This window comes from Neobacillus sp. CF12 (genome assembly GCF_030348765.1).
Taxonomy (GTDB): Bacteria; Bacillota; Bacilli; order Bacillales; family Cytobacillaceae; genus Neobacillus.
Map to the genome: position 1 here is coordinate 4388956 of NZ_JAUCEU010000007.1, position 18402 is coordinate 4407357.

The window sequence follows — 18402 nt, forward strand, 5'->3', positions numbered from 1 at the left end:
AACCAAATAGCAAGGAGAGTTAACCTATGACAGCCTTATTAGAAGTAAATCATTTGTCCAAACAATTTGGTAGTGATATGAAGGCATTATCGGATGTTAACTTCTTCGTTAATGAAGGAGAGTTTGTTTCGATTATCGGTCCATCAGGAGCGGGGAAATCTACTCTCCTTCGTTGTATTAATCGGATGATTGGTGCTACAAGCGGAGAAATTACTTTTGATAACATGAACGTGATGAATCTGAAGAAAAAGGACTTAAAAAAGGTCCGAACCAAAATTGGAATGATCTTTCAGCATTATAATCTAGTCAATCGCTTAAGTGTGATCGAAAATACGCTTCATGGAAATTTAGGGAAAAAATCAACATTGGCTGGAGTTCTCGGTCTATATAGTCAGGAAGAAAAGGAGCAGGCTGTTAACATTCTACATGTTCTTGGTTTAGACGAACATATTTATAAACGGGCGGATCAATTAAGCGGCGGTCAAAAGCAGCGAGTTGGAATCGCTCGTGCCCTTATTCAAAATCCTCGGATGCTTTTGTGTGACGAGCCGATTGCATCACTTGATCCTAATTCTGCCAAGATCATAATGGATCACTTGAGAAACATTTCAAGGACCATGGGTATTACTGTTCTCGTGAATTTGCATCAAGTGGATGTGGCATTGAAGTACTCGGATAAAATCATTGGGATTAACCATGGTCAAGTCGTTTATAATGGCTCGCCTAAAAACATAACCAAAGAAGATATTCAGCGTATTTATGGATCCGAAGCGGAAGATCTTATTTTTGATATAGGAGGCATCCATGCGAGCTGATTATTTTGCAAAAAAGAAACGAAATTCGCTCTTGTTCCTATCCCTCGTAGGTGCTGTCACGATACTTGCCATTATCATCACGGAGTACAATATCGCCAAAGGCTTTACTTCACTTCCAAAAGCTGTGGAATGGGGCTTGGGAAACTTTTATCCAACACAAGAATCATTAACGAAGCTACCTGATATTCTGGATAAGTTAATCGAAACCCTGTTGGTTTCGATTGCAGCCACTACTACGGGAGCTGTTGCGGCATTACTATTTGCCATTCTTGGATCGAATACGACGAGAGTAAATGCCTTTTTTGGAGGTATTAGCAGAGGAATTGCGACCATTTTTCGAAATATCGACGTGGCAGCCTGGGCTATGATTCTACTATTTTCATTTGGTCAAAGCTCATTAACAGGTTATTTTGCCTTGTTTTTTGGTTCGTTTGGCTTTTTAACAAGAGCTTTTGTTGAAACGATTGATGAGGTCAGCGGAGGCTCGGTTGAAGCGTTACAAGCAACTGGTGCGGGTTACTTTGCGATTATCTTTCAGTCGGTGATTCCAGCAAGCCTTCCACAAATGATCAGCTGGATCTTATTCATGATTGAAACAAATATAAGAAGTGCCACCCTAATAGGTTTGCTTACCGGCTCAGGAATTGGGTTTACTTTTAACTTGTATTATAAAAGTCTAAATTATGATGTCGCTTCTTTGGTTGTCGTCGTCATTATCGCAGCTATATTATTCATTGAATCTGTATCTAATTATGTCAGAAGGGCGGTTTTGTAATGGAAGCAAATCAACAATTAACCTCAGCAAAACAATTACTAGACCCGCAACTGCAAAAAAAAATAAGAATTAAAACCTTGACTAAATCCTCTGTGGTTATTAGAAGCACACTTATCACCCTAGCACTTCTATCGGTTTACGCATTTTTTAGTTTTGATTACAAACAGCTTGATATTGGAGAAGCGGTTTTATCTACTTTGGCGAATCTAAAATCAATGTTTCTAGAGCCACATCTTAAACATTTTACCTTTACCCATGCGCTTTATCAGGTCTTTGTAACGTTGGGACTAGCATTCTTAACGACTTTGTTTGGAGCCATAATCGCTGTGTTTTTGGGATTACTGGCCGCTGAAAATCTGACGAATAAACGAGTTTCTTCCGTGGTTAAGGGAGCTGTTGCTTTAATAAGAGCCGTTCCGACCGTTTTGTGGGTGTTAATTTTTGCGGTGGCTGCAGGTCTCGGGAGTGTAGCGGCTGTCATTGGGATGACGTTCCATTCGGTAAGTTATTTAGTGAAAGCATATTCTGAGTCCTTTGAAGAATTAGACAAAGGCGTCATCGAAGCCCTTCAAGCAAGTGGAGCAAACTGGTGGCAGATTATCTTTCAAGCTGTTATTCCATCTTCTCTCACTTATCTGATTTCTTGGACGTTTCTTCGATTTGAAATTAACTTCGCAGTTGCCATCGCCATGGGTGCAGCCGCAGGTGCTGGTGGAATCGGATTTGACATGTTTATGGCCAGCAGTTTCTACTTAGATATAAGGGAAATCGGGGCAATCACCTATTTTGTCTTAGCCATAGCCATCCTTCTTGAAATGGTAGCGATCCGATTTAAAAAGAGGCTCAAGGTCAATGGGTAAGGTCAACATCTAAGCGTATTAAAGAATTCTTATCATATAATATGGCAGTTTGGAAGCTTTGGGGAGGTATAAAAATACCTCTCTTTTATTTTTTTAGCCATGGGTAGCCATGGTATCCATGGGGACGGTTCTTGTGGTCGGCGCTAGCCAAAAAAACCATGAGAACCGTCCCTGTGGTTTTGGTTTTTATCACAATTGGAGTAGTCGGGTTTGCCACGTGGGTGTCGGATAGCATATTTGCGAAGTATTTAGATTTAGTTGATTTTGGTGACCCAAATGTCGTAGGAATAGGTGAGTTTATCACTTACAACTTCGTTCCTTTGTCACTTTCAGTTATTTATTTGAATTATTTAAATAGAGATCATAAATGGAAATTGGTTATTATATTTACGGTTATTTGTATTTTAATTGAATGGGTTGTGGTTAAGGCAGGTTATATGAAACTTACTCATTGGAATCATCTGTATAGCATTCCTATATTCATTCTCGTGTATCGTTACATCCTGCCACTACACTCAAAAATAATAAAATGTAATAAAGAACATCTTTAACAAACGGGCGTTATTCCAAGAGGGAGTAACGCCTTTATTGATATAGTGCCTTTCGCATTTCGACTTCCTCCTTACCACACTTTAGCGGAAAAGATTGATAAAAAAAAACCAAGAGAACCGTCCCTGTGGCAGGAATTATAGTAAAATGGAAATAATTAGTTTCATAGGAGTTGAATGGATGGTGAATGCAAGTTTGGTCGCCGATTTGCTTGGGAAGCTTGAGGAAGAAAAGGACCAATGGATTTACAATGCGATTGAGCGGTTTGATGGTCAAAAGGTTGAGAAGGGTCAGGGGCTAAATGAACCTGAAAATCAAATTGTGCTCATTAAAAAAATCGAGCAGGGCATTCGCCAGCAGAAGAGTCTCGAACTCGAGCAGCTAGAGATTGAGATGAAGACGTTGGAAGAAGGCATGCCGGATAAACAGCGAACGCTTGAAAACTTGGAGTCCACCGTTGATTTTTTGCAAAAGGAAGTTGCGCTTTACGAGGGTGAACTGGGGCGCTTGGATAAGATTCAGTTGGAAAAATTCCAGTGCTTGTTAGATGAGAGGTTTGAATTTGATAAAAAGAATCAAGTAGTATTTAAGGAACGAAAAATATCCAAGTTAATGGAGAGTTATCAACTGGTTGAGATGGAAATGCTAGAGTTTTATCAAAAGCAGCTTTCTGAGATTTGGCTGTTGTTGACGCGGAGCATGGAGAATACCGCTACCACCGCTAAGTTTGATTTTGAAATCAATCCACCAATAATGGGTTTGGGTTTGAAGCATGGCCGGGGCTTGGATCACTATATAAAGCTAGGAAATTTTGAAGAGGATTTTCGGATTGTGCATGATACATTGGCAGGGAATAACAATCGTGTTTACGAATATTATTTCAACCAGATTAACCAGTTTCAACTGAATGCTAAAGCAGAGATCATGCAGCTATTTAATAGAAAGAACGAGCACAGGTTATTAGCTGAAGAAAAGTTACTAGAGCTGCGGGAAAAGAAAAAGCAAAATGATGCGCGTTTTTTAGAACTCCAGGATAAGTTGGAAAAAGCGAAGCAGGAATGGGAACGGGATTCGCTGCGGCCCAAAGTGCTGGAGGATATTTTAAAAGAAGAGTTTGTAAAAGCTGTGGCAGGGTGGCAGGAGAAGTTGTTCGCAAGGGATACTTCTGATGAGGAACGCTGGGTCTATCACCAGTACTGCCAAATTATTCTAAAGCAAGCGGAGAGGATTATTGGATATGAGTACTTCTAATACCATTGATGAGAACTATCAAGAGGCGATTCAATCACTTAAGAAAATTAATAACGAACTTTTCTATGATGACCTGAAGAAGTTGATGAAAGACCGTGAAGAAACTATTGCGGGACTTAGTGAAGAGGTCTATGAGTCTATTGAAAATATGCAGAGATCGATGAACACCTTTCCTGTTCAGGTTAGTGATCAGTTGAAGGAAGAGGTCTTTGACCCGCAGACTCAGTTGTTTAATCAGGGGATGGAACGGTTTGATGAAAATATCCTGGTACTGGAAAAAAAGATTGCCTTTTGGCACCAGCAATACCAGGAATATATGGAGAAGACGGAAAAACTGTTGGCTGATGCCAAAGGGTTTCAGCAGGAAGATCAAGAGTTTATCGTCAAAGAGAGTGAAAGGGTGCTGAAGGTTGTTCGGCAACTGACGGAAGATTTGAGTGAACAGTCGGCCGTATTGAATGTGAAATATGAAGTGGTGAGCGAACGATTAGGTATGATATTAAAGGATCTGACGTATGTTAGAGACAGACAAAAAATCGAATTTCAGGAACAACATGAGCTGGTTGTTCAGGTCCAAAGAGATTTAAAGGATAAGTGGGAAGAAAAGTGGAAGCAGAGTGTTGAAAGTAGTGTCCGGAGAGAACGAGTGTTTAAAAAGTGGCTGATGGGGCTAGCAGTTGGACAAGGAGTTTCGGTTTTATTGATGGTTTTGTATTTTATTTTGAAGTAAGGTGGAAGGCTTGTTCTTGGAATGAGGGTAGGTCTATTTTTTAAAAAAATTGGTCGTTTAATTTCTTGTAAAGGTGGGTAATTAAAAGGGGAGTAGATAACTTGCATCTCTATTTTAGTTTTTATTAATTGGTCGTATTGGAGTGGTTCAATTTTTAAGAGATTGTAACTATTGGACTATTTTCACGAAAACAGGAAACGTTTTCAATGTTTGAAACGTTTAATAGATAGAGCTAATTTTGGGAGGTAATATAAAGATGAAGCATGGTTTAATTTTGATCACTTTTTTGATGTTAATGGCTGCGTGTTCTTCAGAAGATGTTTCTCAGAGCAAGGTAGATACTACCAATGAATTACCTCCACAAACTATCACCTTAGAGCCAACCCAATTGATTACTGAAAATGAAATGATTGAGAGCAGTCAAGATATTCAACTGACAAACAGTGTAAATAATAACAATGTTAAAAACGAAAGTATAATTTCTTCTCAAACGGTAGAAGAAGAGGAACCTGAAATTCAAACCCTATCACAGGAATCCTCGGAACCTCTAGTGGAGGCAAAGGAAGAAACACCTGCCGAGGATTACATAATGATCGGAGATACGAAATATATTAATTTGATGCATGAAGAGAAATTTCAGGAATGGATAAGTGTTGCGGAGAAATATGGGGCAACTCTTTATGCGATTCCATATTCTGATGTTTTTGCCATTATGAAAGATGAAGAGGTGCTCGTCGGTATGAGCACTGGGGTTGCCAGTGCTACGGCAAACCATATTGATATTCTATGTGATTTGATGGTAGATCAAGGAGAGACTGCAGAAAAAATTATAGAAGGTATCAAACAGGTAGCTCAAACGGGAGAAAGTATTCACTTGGTAGGTCCACAGGAATTTGGCGATGATTTTACAATTGAAAAGCAGGATGAGTGGATCGTCGTTTCATGGTGAGGAAGAAGGGGAGGTTTTCTAGCCTCTCTTTTTTGTATGAGTGAAAAATCAATAAATTGGATATATAATGAAACTAATTGCATTTCTCAATGCAGAAGCTTATACCTTAAAAAGTTTGTTACATAACAAGGACACCTCTTAAAAGAAAGGTTGATTTGTAATGAAGAATTCTCTAAAAGAGAAGGCTGTGTTATTTTTGCAACTGGCTGCATCGGGGGAAGTGCACGAAGCATACCAAAGGTACACTGGATCGGATTTCCGCCATCATAATCCCTATTTCCGTGGAGATGCTAACTCTCTAATGCTCGCAATGAAAGAGAACGCTATCAAGAATCCTCATAAAGTCCTTGAGGTAAAACGTGTAATGGGAGATGGGGATCTTGTGGCCGTTCACTCTCATGTAAAGCAAAACCAAAATGACCTTGGGATAGCTGTTGTCCATATTTTCCGCTTCCATAACAACCTTATCGTCGAACTATGGGATGTGGGTCAGCAGATACCGGAGAATTCTCCTAATGAGAATGGCGTGTTCTGATGCAGAATATTGTTGTTATGAAACTGGGTTTTCTTTGAACAAAGAGTTGTGGTGGTGTTATAGTATATCGCAGTTGAGCCATGAGAACCGTCCCCATGGCACCTATTTTTTTTGAGGAGGAGTACCATGAAGAGTTTTGAAGAGAAGTTGGATCAATATGCTGAACTCGTAGTTAAGATAGGTCTAAACATTCAAAAAGGACAGAGATTACTAATCAATTCTCCTATTGAAAGTGCTGATTTCACACGGAGAGTAACGAAATATGCTTATGAATACGGGTGTAGTCGAGTGTTTGTCGACTGGGTTGATACTGATTTGAATAGAATACATTATTTAAACGCATCGGATGACGTTTTAAAAAATTTCATCCAACCATGGGAAATTGATAAGTTCAATAGCCTGGCAGATCAGAATGATTGTATGCTATATATTGCAGGTACCGATCCTAGTGCATACGCAAATATCCCACCTGAACGTATTATGTACGTTCAAAAAAATGGGGCTGAAAAACTGCAAACCTTGTCTCAAAAAAGACTAAGGGGGGAAGTGCCCTGGGCGATCATCGGTGTACCAACGGAAGCTTGGGCAGTAAGTATTTATCCAGAGTTGCAAAAAGATGAAGCCGTATCTGCTTTATGGGAAGCGATTTTTAAAACAGTAAGAGTCGATCAACCAGATCCAATCGCTGCGTGGCAGGAACATTCAGCTACCCTTACAAAGAAAGTGGATTATCTGAACGAACAAAAGTTTAAGACGCTTCATTATAAATCAAAAGGAACAAATCTTACAATCGATCTACATCCTGATCATAAATGGATAGGTGGTGGACATCAATCCACTTTTGGTACCACCTACATTCCAAACCTTCCAACAGAAGAAGTGTTTACGACTCCTCATAAATTAGGAGTAAACGGTACTGTCGCTAGTACAAAACCTTTATCTGCTTTAGGAAACTTAATCGAGAACTTTACACTCACGTTTAAAGAAGGAAAAGTGGTGGATTTTTCTGCAGAAAAAGGATACGAGACGTTAAAACAGCTTCTTAGTATGGATGAAGGTATGTTATACCTTGGTGAAGTAGCGCTCGTCCCACATGATTCACCGATTTCGAATTCGGGTATTATCTTTAATAATACATTGTTTGATGAAAATGCCTCTTGCCACCTGGCGATTGGAAACGCCATTTCCATGGCACTTAATGATGCTAAAAATATAAGCTTAGAGGATTATGAGAAAAAAGGCATTAACCATAGCAATGGACACACTGACTTTATGATTGGTTCAGCCGACCTCGAGATAGAAGCTGAATATCATGATGGAAGAAAAGTTCCCCTGTTTAAAAATGGAAACTGGGCTTAAACATGACAGGGGGACGGTTCTGGTGGCTTTTTGAGCCACCAGAACCGTCCCTGCGGTGTCATTCATGTTGTGATTGGTAAATAAATCTCTACTTCTTCCACACCATTTTCCATTGGATGGTAGGTTTCGATAATATAAGCTTCAAGATCCCTTTTATATCCTTGGTTATTTGTCCACTTCAATAAAATGTTATGTAAGTTACCGATATTATTTATTTCGCCCCTTGTCGTGACATAGTCGTGTGTCGTTTCGATATAATCCATCCCAACTGGAACTTTATTTAGAGGCTCATTAACCATTACTCCTACATAATAGTTACCTTCCAGATGGTCGGCATCCCTTTTAGGTTCGAAGAGTGCTATTTCAGTACCCGAATGATTTTCAATTTCATCTAAACGACCTAGAAATTGTTGGGCAAGTTTTGGAATCTCAGTACCAAAATGAGCAAATGTTCCACTGCCTTTTATGCCTAAAACTCTGAATGTTTTCTTAACTGTTTTACATTCCATCAACGATCCTCCCAATGATTAAACATCACTTGTATTCTAGTTTTCTTCAATTATAAAAAATCTATTGGCAAACTCCTAAAGGATTATCATCCGGATCATAGAAAGTAAAAAATTTTGTGGTTCCTTCTCCACCAATCGGATTCACTTTTACATTCTTTTGGAGTAACAGTTTGTGGGTTTCTTCTATATCGGTAGGAATGAAATTATAATATTTCCCCACCCCAAATTTATTTTCTGGAAACTTCATTGGTTGATGATTTAACGTTCTAACCAGACATACTACTGTCGGAGATTGTTCTCCAATCTTCATTACAGCTGCCTCTTCTTCTATGTAGATTACTTTAAATCCCAATATATCTTCATACCATTTGGCTGATCGTTCCGGGTCTTTAACAGGTATAAAAACTCCTTCCATCCCCCTTAAAAGTGGATTGGCCATATATTCTACCTCCTTGTGGGATTTGTATTAAATTTACATTTCGATAAATCTTTGAAAGTTCCTCCTCCAGATTTTTATTAAACAGCACCCCGTCTCATATCATTTTATTGAAACAAAGGGTGGCTGTAGTGTTGAAGTATATCGCAGTTTGACCATGAGAACCGTCCCCATGGTACCTCAAATTAACACAAAACAATTATTTTATAGGGTGTCGTTTGGGCTGGAATGCTGAATGTGGCAGGGCCATATACAACAAGAAGATTTCGGTTAGCAGGACTCAATGTAAAAGATTGATCGTTTTGTAATAATAAAGGAGTATAACTGGAGATATTCAATTGTAACTGACCATCGCTACTCACGAGCTGGCTGTTAAAATAGTCTACCTTTACATTTTGATAAGGGTTATTTTTTACAATTATGAGTGCTTGATATTGTGGCGGGTAAATAAGAATAACAGGTACATTGACATCATAATAACCCGTTACATGGTCTCCAACTGAAACCATAACACGGTCAAGAAAATACGTTGTTGGACTTATAACGAAATTTACGATTGAACCCTCTTCTCCTACTAAGGACATTAATTTAAAACATCCATTTAACTCCTCATCTGAACCTGCTAAATAATCCTGAATCATTGTCACTGTTCCCGAAAAAGAACCGTATTTCTTCATTATTTCCCCTCCATTTTGATGAATCCTTAACCCAATCCAATCCTCCGGAAACTTCGAGAGCGAGGAGCGTATAATATCTTAATTTTTAATTCAGTTGGTCTTATTAATTTTATGATGCAAGTAATTAGATATTCTTAATGAAGGCTGGATAATGGACCGTTTGAAAAAGATGAGGGTCGTCCTCATGAAAAGGAGTATGCTATGTATAACTATTATTCTAGGACAACGATGAATCAGGACAGTATTGTTGCGTTTGCACGTGGTGATGTAACGGGGGATCGAGTACCTGATAATGTCTATTTAACCGGAATCAAGACCCCAGCTAGTCCATTTACCCAAAATATCACCCTGAATGTTCAAGATGGAAGGACTGGCGAGGTAAGAAATGTTCCGCTTCGTGAAAATGCCGGCTACAATCCTACGATATTCTTGGGGGATTTTACTGGCAATAGAGTAGATGATATTTTAATAAGTATTGCTACAGGTGGCAGCGGGGGAATCATGTACCACTATATTTATTCTTTTTTGGAAAATACCCCTCAATTACTATTTGATTTCAATGTATACAATGAGCAATACCAATATGAAGTTACGTATCAAGACCATTTCAAAGTGGAAGTGGTCAGTAAGATTAATAATAAAAAGTACTTAATAGACATTTCAACAAGAGGTGCTGAGTATTTAAATGAAATATATGATGCAAACGGTAAACTGAAAAGTCCTATTACTGGTTTCGTAAATCCTCTAAGCGGCTTATATCCCGTAGATTTTGATTCAAATAGAGTGTATGAGCTTTTGGCGTATCAAAAAATTGCAGGAAGATATAATGCGGATTCTTTAGGGTATGTTTTGAACACTTTAGGATGGAAGGATAATAGGTTTGTTTTGCAAAATCAAAATGTAGCGATCTAGGATGTTAATAAAAGATCAAATATCTCTCATTTTCAGTGACTGTACTAAATAGTACAAGAGTCATAAGGCTATATCAAATCGCATATTATTTGATAATCGTAGCATTATCTTGTTAATGAGGGGGGAAACAGAGTTGAAAAAGTTTCTAAGCGCAATACCATTATCATTTCAACATTTGTTTGCGATGTTTGGTGCAACCGTTTTGGTGCCGGCCCTCACCGGTCTTGACCCAGGAAGTGCACTTATTGCCAGTGGTGTAGGAACGTTGATTTTCCATCTTATTACACGCGGAAAGGTACCTACTTATCTAGGTTCATCCTTTGCTTTTATTGCTCCACTTGCGTTGTATGTTGGGGAGTTGAACTCACCGGGTCAAGCCGTGGCTGGTCTTATCAGTGTATCCGTTGTTTATGCACTCGTATCACTCATTATAGCAACTGTTGGCTTTGAAAAAGTGCGAAAGGTGATTCCGCCAGTCGTCGTCGGACCGGTTGTCAGCATTATCGGGCTTGCCTTGGCGACAACGGCTGTCACCAATATGGCATCGGTAAGTTGGGATGCTGCCATCGTGAGCCTTCTTGCTGCCATTATTGCGACAATAGCTGGCACCAAGGTGATCCGTCTCTTTCCGATCATCATCGGACTTTTAGTCGGGTATGTTTATTCTGCTGTGCGCGGCTATGTTGAATTTCAAAGCATTGCGGATGCACCTGTTTTCGCGCTGCCGCATTTTGTGATGCCGGAGTTCACATGGGCTGTCATCCTTGGCATGGCACCGATTGCACTTGTTACCATTATTGAAGACTTAGGTCATATGTTTGTATTAAACGAAATCACTGGAAAAGACGTAACAAAAAACCCTGGCTTCGGGCGTATTCTTGTGGGGAATGGTCTTGCTACCCTTTTCTCCGGATTCATCGGTGGACCGGCGCAAACCACTTATGCTGAAAACCTCGGGGTTCTAGCCATCACACGCCAGTTCTCCAGTAGGATTATTCAAGGCGCTGCGGTTCTTTCGATTCTTCTTGGCTTGTTCGGTAAAGTTGGAGCGGTAATCCAATCCATTCCCGTTGCCGTGATGGGCGGCATATGTATCTTGTTGTTTGGTATGATTGCTGCAATGGGGATCCGTCATCTCATTGAGGAAAAAGTAAGTCTTGCTAATATGAAAAATTTAGTCATTGTTGCGATCATCTTCATTATAGGAATTGGATTAGCTCATAATGGTATCGCCTACGCTACCATTGCGGGATTGCTCATCCATTGGCTCGTACCCGATTTCACAACAAAGAACGAAAACGATTTGGCGACAAAGAACGAAAATTAAAATGAGAAATCCATTCCAACCATTTGAGCGGAATGGCTTTTTTTTTTGAATCAATCGTTTGATTAAAATAATTATTGTCTTAAATCGTCTACGATTGTAACAATCTAACCCTTGATGATGAATTTTGGAACTTACATTTAGGAAAGGAATCTTGTCCTCGACAAAAAATTTCCCGGAAAACAATTCAAAATTCGTTTTTTTAAAGGGGGTAAGGCTGTTTTAATCAAACGATTAATTGGATAGATGGTTAGCAGACTTTGTCGGAAAGGGGTGTATGTTGACCAATGTTATCATGCTCCAAACTCTATTCCGGACAGTAAATAAGGAATGGCTGGTTTAATAAATTCTTCCGGCGGGATTTTCATCCCCATACGCTTCCATTCTACAGAAGCCCCGTAAATCCCCCAACTTAGTATGACAGCATTAAGTTTTAATGCCTCATCTTCTGCTGTTGCATTTTGATTTCCGAACATTTTGTAAAAAATCATTTCAAGCTGTTCTCGAATAATTCGGGCAATGGTATCTTCGTATCCTCGATGACAACGATTGGATAAAGACTTTTGAAAATTGGTGACCGCTATGAAAATATGAACGAACGCTTCTTCATTAAGAATGTCATTCTTATAGAAATCCCTATTCAAATTAACTAACAAAACTTCTGATAATGCCTTCTCTAATAAGTCATAGATATCTTCAAAATGATAATAAAATGTGGCACGATTTATCATTGCCTCAGTTGTAATATCTTTTACGGTAATATCCTTAAATTCTTTTTTAGCAGAAAGTTCAATGAATGAATCCATAATTAATCTGCGGGTACGGAGAACTCGAGGATCGGTCTTTGATTGAGTCATTTTGTAATCACTCCTACTTTTTAAACAATTTCATCAATGTGTTGTATATACGACGTATCTAAGGAACTATCGGTATTGATTTCTTTCATTATTTAATACAATGCAAGTATAAAGCAAATACAAACAACTATAAGAGGAGTGAATATTAATTGAAGAACAATAATATGATTTGTGATTTAGAAACAGGTGTGTGTGGAGTGGCAGGAGGGGAAGAAATGGAGATGATTGATTTTAATCAACCCAAAAAGTCGATTGAAGTTTATTATGTAACGGATCCTATTTGCTCCCATTGTTGGGCGATTGAACCTGTTCTTCGACGTTTTAAAGAGCAGTATGGACACTATTTTAATTTCCATCCGGTGATGGGTGGATTGCTGGAAAAATGGCATGATGGACCCATTGATCCTGCAAACGGAATTTATAAGCCTGCAGACGTTGCTCCTCACTGGAGGGAAGTGGGAGAACATTCACGCATGCCTATAGATGGATCACTCATGATTGACAATCCCGTGCAATCATCCTTCCCGCCTTCACGTGTTTATAAAGTAATTCAAAAAAATCATAATGATGCATTGGCTTATGAATATTTACGTCGCTCTAGAGAAGCTCTTTTCCCTTTCAATCAAAATATTTCAGAACGATCCGTTATGGTTGAAATTGTAAATCAACTTGGTCTTGATGGAGAAGCAATTGTAAAGGAAGCGGAACAGCCAGTAGGACAACAACTATTAAATGAGGATTTTGCGCTTACAAGAAGTCTTGGTGCTAGAGGATTTCCAACGATTATTATGATCAATGAAGATAACAAAGGTGTAAAGATTGTTGGCGGACGTCCGTTTGAATCCTATGTCGATGGATTAAAGCAGGTTCTAAGCAAGGAAGACCTGCAGCCAAACCCACAACCTTCTCTTACTAGCTTACTTGAAAAAGAAAAACTGTTATTTTCAAAAGAAATTGAAGTCATGTACAGTGTTGAACAATCGGAAATTAACGCTTTTGTTGAAAAAGAACTTTCACTAGGCAGTTATCAGAAGAAAGAAATTCTAGGGGAATCTTATTTTACAAAATAAAAAGGAGAATGACTTATGGCATACGTATTACAAGTGGATTTTACCATGAATGGACCATTCGGAGATGAAATGGCGGCGGAGTTTTCTGGTTTAGCACAAAGTATTAATGAAGAAGAAGGATTCATGTGGAAAATCTGGACAGAGAGTCCCGAAACAAACGTAGCGGGCGGGATTTATATATTTGAAACAAAAGAAACAGCTCAAACCTATTTAGACATGCACACAATGAGATTGGCTGAATTTGGAATCACAAATGTTAACGCAAAGATCTTGGCCATCAATTCTAAGCTTAGTGAAATTACAAAAGCTCCGGGTTTAAAATAATCACTTAAGGGGGGAGCACAGGTGGCTACTCTCTTTTTTGCGTGGTTTAGACAAATTGGTCATATTATCCATCAATACTCTTGCATTGCAAGGTATACTAACATATACTAAATATATACCTTGCAATACAAGATAGTGAGAGCGGTGAAAAAATGTCACAAACACAGATGATGAAGGGAATTTTGGATGGGTGCCTCTTGGCCATCATCGCTAGGAAAGAATGTTATGGATATGAGATGGCTGAAAGTTTAAGTGAGTATGGCTTTGATACGATTAGTGAAGGGACCATCTATCCATTATTAATGAGAATGCAGCGTGAAGGACTTGTTACGTCTGTCCTTAGGAACTCAACAGCCGGCCCAAAGAGAAAGTACTATTCGTTAACCAGCAAGGGGCAGCAGGAATTAAATGATTTTCAAACTAGATGGTTTCAGTTAGAGAAATGTGTGAATGCCGTTATTATAGAGGGGAGAGGTGGAGAACCTGGTGGACTATCAACTATCCAAAAAAAGTGAGAAATTTATCGATGATTTAAAGCTATACCTGTTTTCGAGTGGGAAGAACGACAAAGAGATTAGAGAGATTACCGAAGAACTTGAGGTTCATTTATATGAAGCCGAACAAAATGGCAAATCCATTGATCAAATTGTCGGTGCCTCTCCAAAAGAATATATGTTGAGCATATCGAGTGAGATGAAGAATGACTATCGGGCTTGGGCAAAATATGTTCCACTCATTATCATTGGTGCGATGTCATTTACGATTTTGGGTGACCTTATAAAAGGTCCATTAAGCTATAGTTTGTTAAAAATTATAGGAACGATTGTCAATAGTATCTTGTTCCTTGTGGGCGTTATGTATGCCTTTCGCTTTGTAGCGAAGAATCAAGTTTCGAAAATTAAAGAGTTTTTAATTTTTATGTTACCAATTATGTTTAGTATGCTATTTATCGGGGTTATATTAATAGTTGATTCAATGTATAAAACGCCGGTTATTGATTTTGGTTTTACAGGCAGTTTACTCATTGGATTTATTTTTCTATGTTTTATCATTTTCTTTTCCGTTTGGGCAAAAACAGCGGTGTTGCTAGTAACCTTAGTTGCACTTCACCTCCCAACCTATCTGCTTTCCTTCGCTGCTCTCACTACAGAAACACAACTCATTACCAGCATGATGGCCACTTATTTACTGATGGGTCTATATTTACTATATGTAGTGAAGAAGACGAAAAATAATAAGGAAGTAGTAGAATAGATTCATTCTAATTACAGGAGGACGTTATGGGTGAAGCAATGGATATAAGTTATGTTAAGATTAATGGAGGTATAGAAACAGTTTGGAATGCTATCACAGATGAGGAAATGCTCTCAAAATGGTATGTACCAGGTTCCCCTTGGGAAATTCCCAGTCTAAATGTCGGAGAAAAAGTTACGTTTACGTTAATGCCTAGTGTTCATAATAATCTTATAGAGAAACTGCCAATGTCGTTAACCATTAAAAATATAAGTCCTTATAAGGAGTTTTCCCTTTACTTGGATTCTCACCAAACGCTTATTTCTATTAGGTTAGAGGAGGAGAGCAATCGTACAAGAGTTACAATTAACTCAGGAGGCTTCGAGCAGTCTTTAGCAAATTTAAAGGCATTGATAGAAGGAGATGTAATACCTTATATTTAATCTGCTCTAACTAAATCAATAGCTCACCAAGGTTTTTTAGAAAAAAGATGTCTGAACTTATTACCGCCTAAGTAATGTAACTTCTGCCATCTTTTTTTTATCGTTTAAAGATTGGATGTTACTGGGTTGTTAACATTGCTTGTTTTATAGCTGGTCCCATTCATTACTTTTCAAAAAGAAGCCCTAAAAATCGGAATCTTGTTAATTTTATGATTTAATAGAGTAATACTGTAAAGTAGTGAAAAGGAGAGTGCAATAGTTGCTAACGAACCATTTAGACTTTAGACTTGAACCGCAATTAAAGGAATTATATGAGGAACACAAACGAAGGGCTGCCAAAATAGATTGGGGCTATCATGATTTCTTGCCTTGGGATAAAGCGCAGGATTTCCGAAGGGTACCTTGGAATCCTGAACAGGTATCACTGCCGCCAGGTGTGGTAACGGCAGTTGAGACGGCTCTTTTGACAGAGGTAAATCTACCTTGGTTTACCTCCCATCTAGACCAAACTTTCAAAGGATCGCTTTCTGTGATTAAGGATTTTGTTCATACCTGGACTGCAGAAGAAGATCAGCACTCCAACCTATTGGAAACGTACCTTTTGATTACAAGAAACGCAGATCCTAATCGCATTCGTCAATTGCACAAGCAGACGGTAGAAGGAGGGTGGGAGCCAGATTTCCATACCCCTTTCGAGACGATGGTCTATACGTCGCTCCAGGAACTCGCAACCATGGTTTTTTATTACAATGTTGCGAAGGTAGCAGGACCTCATGATAAAGAATTGGCTACGCTCCTAAGAAGGCTCGCCAAGGATGAAACGCTGCATTATGCTTTTTATCGTGATGTCATCAAGTTACACCTGCAATTGGAACCGAATTATTGCTACTATCTGGGTTATGTGATTAAGAATTTTCAGATGCCCGGGACTGTCATGCCTGATTTTGAAGACCGAATGGCCATTATTGCAAAGGAAGCCAATTACGGACCGCTTGAATATTTTGATCAAGTACTGGATGTCATTGTGGACTATTGGGACATTGAAAACCTGAGACCGATTGCTCCTGAAGCAGAAAAGGCACGACTGGATATTCTTAACTACCATGCAAGGCTAAAACGTGTAAGAGATCGATTTTATGCTAGTGTTAACCGCAAATAAATATCAATTTTAATTTTTTTAAATAATAGATGGCATAAAGGATTTAATTAATGAATTAAAGCACTCCTCCATATTAGGCAATTAAGTAGTTTCAAAAGTCTCTTCAAACATAAAGGCAGAAACCCACTATTTCTGAGTAAGGTTTCTGCCTATTATTGTTTTTAAGGGATATTATATTTATGTGTTATACCTTTAAATAAGATTCCCCATTTCTCTTGGTAAAAAGCTCTAACTTCTGACCGAAATAATTAATAAAATAATTTTTCCTGAAGGATATCGATTGCATGTCCAATCTCTTCTAAATCCTCTTTCGAAGCATTTTGTATCCGATCAAGGAACCGGCTTTCAATGGTAGCGAATGCTTCCTTCATTGCTACTTCCCCGTCTTGCGAAAGGCGAATGTATTGTTTTCGTCTATCTTTGCTATCGCTTATTTTTTCGATTAACTTTTTTTCGCTTAACTTGCTCAACTCGCGACTGGTATTTGACATAGTCATATGTAGACAATCGTTAATTTCACTAGCTGTCACCGGTTGACTAACGGCAATAAATTCAAGAATATTATATTGAACTTGCGAGATTGAATGTGGCTTAGCATCTTTCGTTAATTCATTTGTTACACGATGAACGGAAGTTGTAAATGATACGAGTTTGTAGAAAAGTTCTTTCTTGTCCATTCTCTCACCTCTTAATGACAAGATAACAAAATAGTTATCAAAAAACAATTATCACTTGATAACTAATAATAAGGGTGTTAAAATTTAGTTATCAGATGATAATTAAGAGGTGCCGTATGAGAATGCTAATCGTGTATACGTATCCCAATCATAATGGTTTAAATTATGCATTTTTACAAAACGTTATCAAAGGCTGTCAACAGAATCCGAATATAAAAGAGGTTCAGGTGTTAGATTTATATGATGAGGGTTTTAACCCCCTTTTAGTGTTTAATGGGCAAAAGCGAAGACGTGATATGCATACCGACCCTGCTATTGAAAAATATAGACAACAACTTAGTTGGGCTGACAAAATTGTTTTTATCTATCCGATTTGGTGGGGAAGGCCTCCCGCAATGCTTTTGGGATATATCGATCAATTATTTGCTTCCAACTTTGCTTATAAAGATTAAGAAGGGGCTTATCCCAGAAGGTCTTTTAAAAGGAAAGTCGGTTGTATGTGTGTCTACCATGAAGGGACCAACTCACTATCCTTTTCTTTGGTTGAATAATGCCCATAAAATTCTAATGAAAAGGGCCTTATTTAATTTTGTGGGAATCAAAAAAGTGAGGTTCTTTGAATTTGGAAATATGGAAAGCCCAAAGGGAAAACAAGAGCAAAAACTGGAAAAGGTTTATCAATATTTTAAAAAAGTAGTCAGTTAAGTAATAGAAAAAATGATTTGTGGCTGGACTAGGTTCAGTAAATCAGTAACTGCCCCCACGATTGGTGAGGGCAGTTTTTTATTTTTCAAAGTGACATGACACAGTTTGTTAACACACCTTTGCATAGTAACAAAATATCCACAGACATGTGAAAAATAATCAGATATACTAAGCCAAAAGATGAAGGACGTGATAAGTAATGAATAAAATACCTGTTATTTTTCAGGGGCAAGATTATCTGATCCTTTTTCAA

22 protein-coding genes and 1 pseudogene are annotated in these 18402 nt (G+C 38.4%); 18 read left to right on the forward strand and 5 right to left on the reverse strand.

Annotated features, from left to right (window positions below; all coding sequences use genetic code 11):
* Positions 1–26 precede the first annotated feature (26 nt).
* The 9 genes from phnC to QUG14_RS20815 all read left to right on the forward strand — a co-directional run bounded on the left by phnC (position 27) and on the right by QUG14_RS20815 (position 7823).
* Positions 27–815: a phosphonate ABC transporter ATP-binding protein gene (gene phnC / locus QUG14_RS20775; protein WP_289342338.1), complete on the forward strand. Its 789-nt coding sequence runs from the start codon at positions 27–29 to the stop codon at positions 813–815.
* Positions 805–1590, forward strand: a complete 786-nt coding sequence (locus QUG14_RS20780; protein ID WP_289342339.1) for a PhnE/PtxC family ABC transporter permease — start codon at positions 805–807, stop codon at positions 1588–1590. The genes phnC and QUG14_RS20780 overlap by 11 nt, the downstream gene beginning before the upstream one ends.
* Entirely contained in the window at positions 1590–2450 is an 861-nt protein-coding gene (locus QUG14_RS20785) for a PhnE/PtxC family ABC transporter permease (RefSeq protein WP_289342340.1), read from the forward strand. The genes QUG14_RS20780 and QUG14_RS20785 overlap by 1 nt, the downstream gene beginning before the upstream one ends.
* A 131-nt stretch (positions 2451–2581) precedes the next feature.
* Entirely contained in the window at positions 2582–3001 is a 420-nt protein-coding gene (locus QUG14_RS20790) for a hypothetical protein (protein ID WP_289342341.1), read from the forward strand.
* 178 nt (positions 3002–3179) lie between these two features.
* Positions 3180–4250, forward strand: coding sequence for a hypothetical protein (locus tag QUG14_RS20795; RefSeq protein WP_289342342.1), 1071 nt, complete (start codon positions 3180–3182; stop codon positions 4248–4250).
* On the forward strand, positions 4237–4980 hold the full coding sequence (locus QUG14_RS20800) for a hypothetical protein (protein ID WP_289342343.1): 744 nt from the start codon (positions 4237–4239) through the stop codon (positions 4978–4980). The genes QUG14_RS20795 and QUG14_RS20800 overlap by 14 nt, the downstream gene beginning before the upstream one ends.
* 256 nt (positions 4981–5236) lie before the next feature.
* The gene (locus QUG14_RS20805; RefSeq protein WP_289342344.1) at positions 5237–5929 is read left to right on the forward strand and encodes a hypothetical protein; all 693 of its coding nucleotides are present in this window, start codon (positions 5237–5239) and stop codon (positions 5927–5929) included.
* 160 nt (positions 5930–6089) lie between these two features.
* Entirely contained in the window at positions 6090–6464 is a 375-nt protein-coding gene (locus tag QUG14_RS20810) for a nuclear transport factor 2 family protein (protein ID WP_289342345.1), read from the forward strand.
* Positions 6465–6590: 126 nt separating this feature from the next.
* Entirely contained in the window at positions 6591–7823 is a 1233-nt protein-coding gene (locus QUG14_RS20815; protein ID WP_289342346.1) for an aminopeptidase, read from the forward strand.
* 62 nt (positions 7824–7885) lie between these two features.
* Here the strand turns inward: QUG14_RS20815 and QUG14_RS20820 are convergent, their stop codons facing one another.
* From QUG14_RS20820 to QUG14_RS20830, 3 genes are all read right to left on the reverse strand, one after another.
* Positions 7886–8332 (reverse strand): GyrI-like domain-containing protein, encoded by a 447-nt coding sequence (locus tag QUG14_RS20820; protein WP_289342347.1) that lies wholly within the window; start codon positions 8330–8332, stop codon positions 7886–7888.
* Between the two features lie 61 nt (positions 8333–8393).
* Positions 8394–8771, reverse strand: a complete 378-nt coding sequence (locus tag QUG14_RS20825) for a VOC family protein (protein ID WP_289342348.1) — start codon at positions 8769–8771, stop codon at positions 8394–8396.
* A gap of 182 nt (positions 8772–8953) precedes the next feature.
* Complete coding sequence (locus QUG14_RS20830) at positions 8954–9445, reverse strand: hypothetical protein (RefSeq protein ID WP_289342349.1); 492 nt, start codon at positions 9443–9445, stop codon at positions 8954–8956.
* Between the two features lie 201 nt (positions 9446–9646).
* On the opposite strand from QUG14_RS20830, the gene QUG14_RS20835 reads away from it, so the two are divergent.
* Both QUG14_RS20835 and QUG14_RS20840 read left to right on the forward strand, forming a co-directional pair.
* The gene (locus tag QUG14_RS20835) at positions 9647–10357 is read left to right on the forward strand and encodes a VCBS repeat-containing protein (RefSeq protein ID WP_289342350.1); all 711 of its coding nucleotides are present in this window, start codon (positions 9647–9649) and stop codon (positions 10355–10357) included.
* Positions 10358–10472: 115 nt separating this feature from the next.
* Complete coding sequence (locus QUG14_RS20840) at positions 10473–11684, forward strand: solute carrier family 23 protein (RefSeq protein WP_289342351.1); 1212 nt, start codon at positions 10473–10475, stop codon at positions 11682–11684.
* 290 nt (positions 11685–11974) lie between these two features.
* On the opposite strand, the gene QUG14_RS20845 is transcribed toward QUG14_RS20840, so the two are convergent.
* Entirely contained in the window at positions 11975–12538 is a 564-nt protein-coding gene (locus QUG14_RS20845) for a TetR/AcrR family transcriptional regulator (RefSeq protein ID WP_289342352.1), read from the reverse strand.
* A 149-nt stretch (positions 12539–12687) separates the two neighbouring features.
* Between QUG14_RS20845 and QUG14_RS20850 the strand changes: the two genes are divergently transcribed.
* The 6 genes from QUG14_RS20850 to QUG14_RS20875 all read left to right on the forward strand — a co-directional run bounded on the left by QUG14_RS20850 (position 12688) and on the right by QUG14_RS20875 (position 16767).
* Positions 12688–13608 (forward strand): DsbA family protein, encoded by a 921-nt coding sequence (locus QUG14_RS20850; protein ID WP_289342353.1) that lies wholly within the window; start codon positions 12688–12690, stop codon positions 13606–13608.
* A 15-nt stretch (positions 13609–13623) separates the two neighbouring features.
* Positions 13624–13932, forward strand: coding sequence for a monooxygenase (locus QUG14_RS20855; RefSeq protein ID WP_289342354.1), 309 nt, complete (start codon positions 13624–13626; stop codon positions 13930–13932).
* 152 nt (positions 13933–14084) lie between these two features.
* Complete coding sequence (locus QUG14_RS20860) at positions 14085–14447, forward strand: PadR family transcriptional regulator (RefSeq protein WP_289342355.1); 363 nt, start codon at positions 14085–14087, stop codon at positions 14445–14447.
* On the forward strand, positions 14419–15186 hold the full coding sequence (locus QUG14_RS20865) for a DUF1129 family protein (RefSeq protein ID WP_289342356.1): 768 nt from the start codon (positions 14419–14421) through the stop codon (positions 15184–15186). Before QUG14_RS20860 ends, QUG14_RS20865 begins: the two co-directional genes overlap by 29 nt.
* 26 nt (positions 15187–15212) lie before the next feature.
* Positions 15213–15608, forward strand: a complete 396-nt coding sequence (locus QUG14_RS20870; protein WP_289342357.1) for an SRPBCC family protein — start codon at positions 15213–15215, stop codon at positions 15606–15608.
* 259 nt (positions 15609–15867) lie between these two features.
* Positions 15868–16767: an acyl-ACP desaturase gene (locus QUG14_RS20875; RefSeq protein ID WP_289342358.1), complete on the forward strand. Its 900-nt coding sequence runs from the start codon at positions 15868–15870 to the stop codon at positions 16765–16767.
* 248 nt (positions 16768–17015) lie between these two features.
* Here the strand turns inward: QUG14_RS20875 and QUG14_RS20880 are convergent, their stop codons facing one another.
* On the reverse strand, positions 17016–17444 hold the full coding sequence (locus tag QUG14_RS20880; protein ID WP_289342359.1) for a MarR family winged helix-turn-helix transcriptional regulator: 429 nt from the start codon (positions 17442–17444) through the stop codon (positions 17016–17018).
* 116 nt (positions 17445–17560) lie between these two features.
* Between QUG14_RS20880 and QUG14_RS20885 the strand changes: the two are divergent.
* Positions 17561–18149: pseudogene (locus tag QUG14_RS20885) on the forward strand (NAD(P)H-dependent oxidoreductase).
* The last annotated feature ends 253 nt before the right edge of the window (positions 18150–18402 follow it).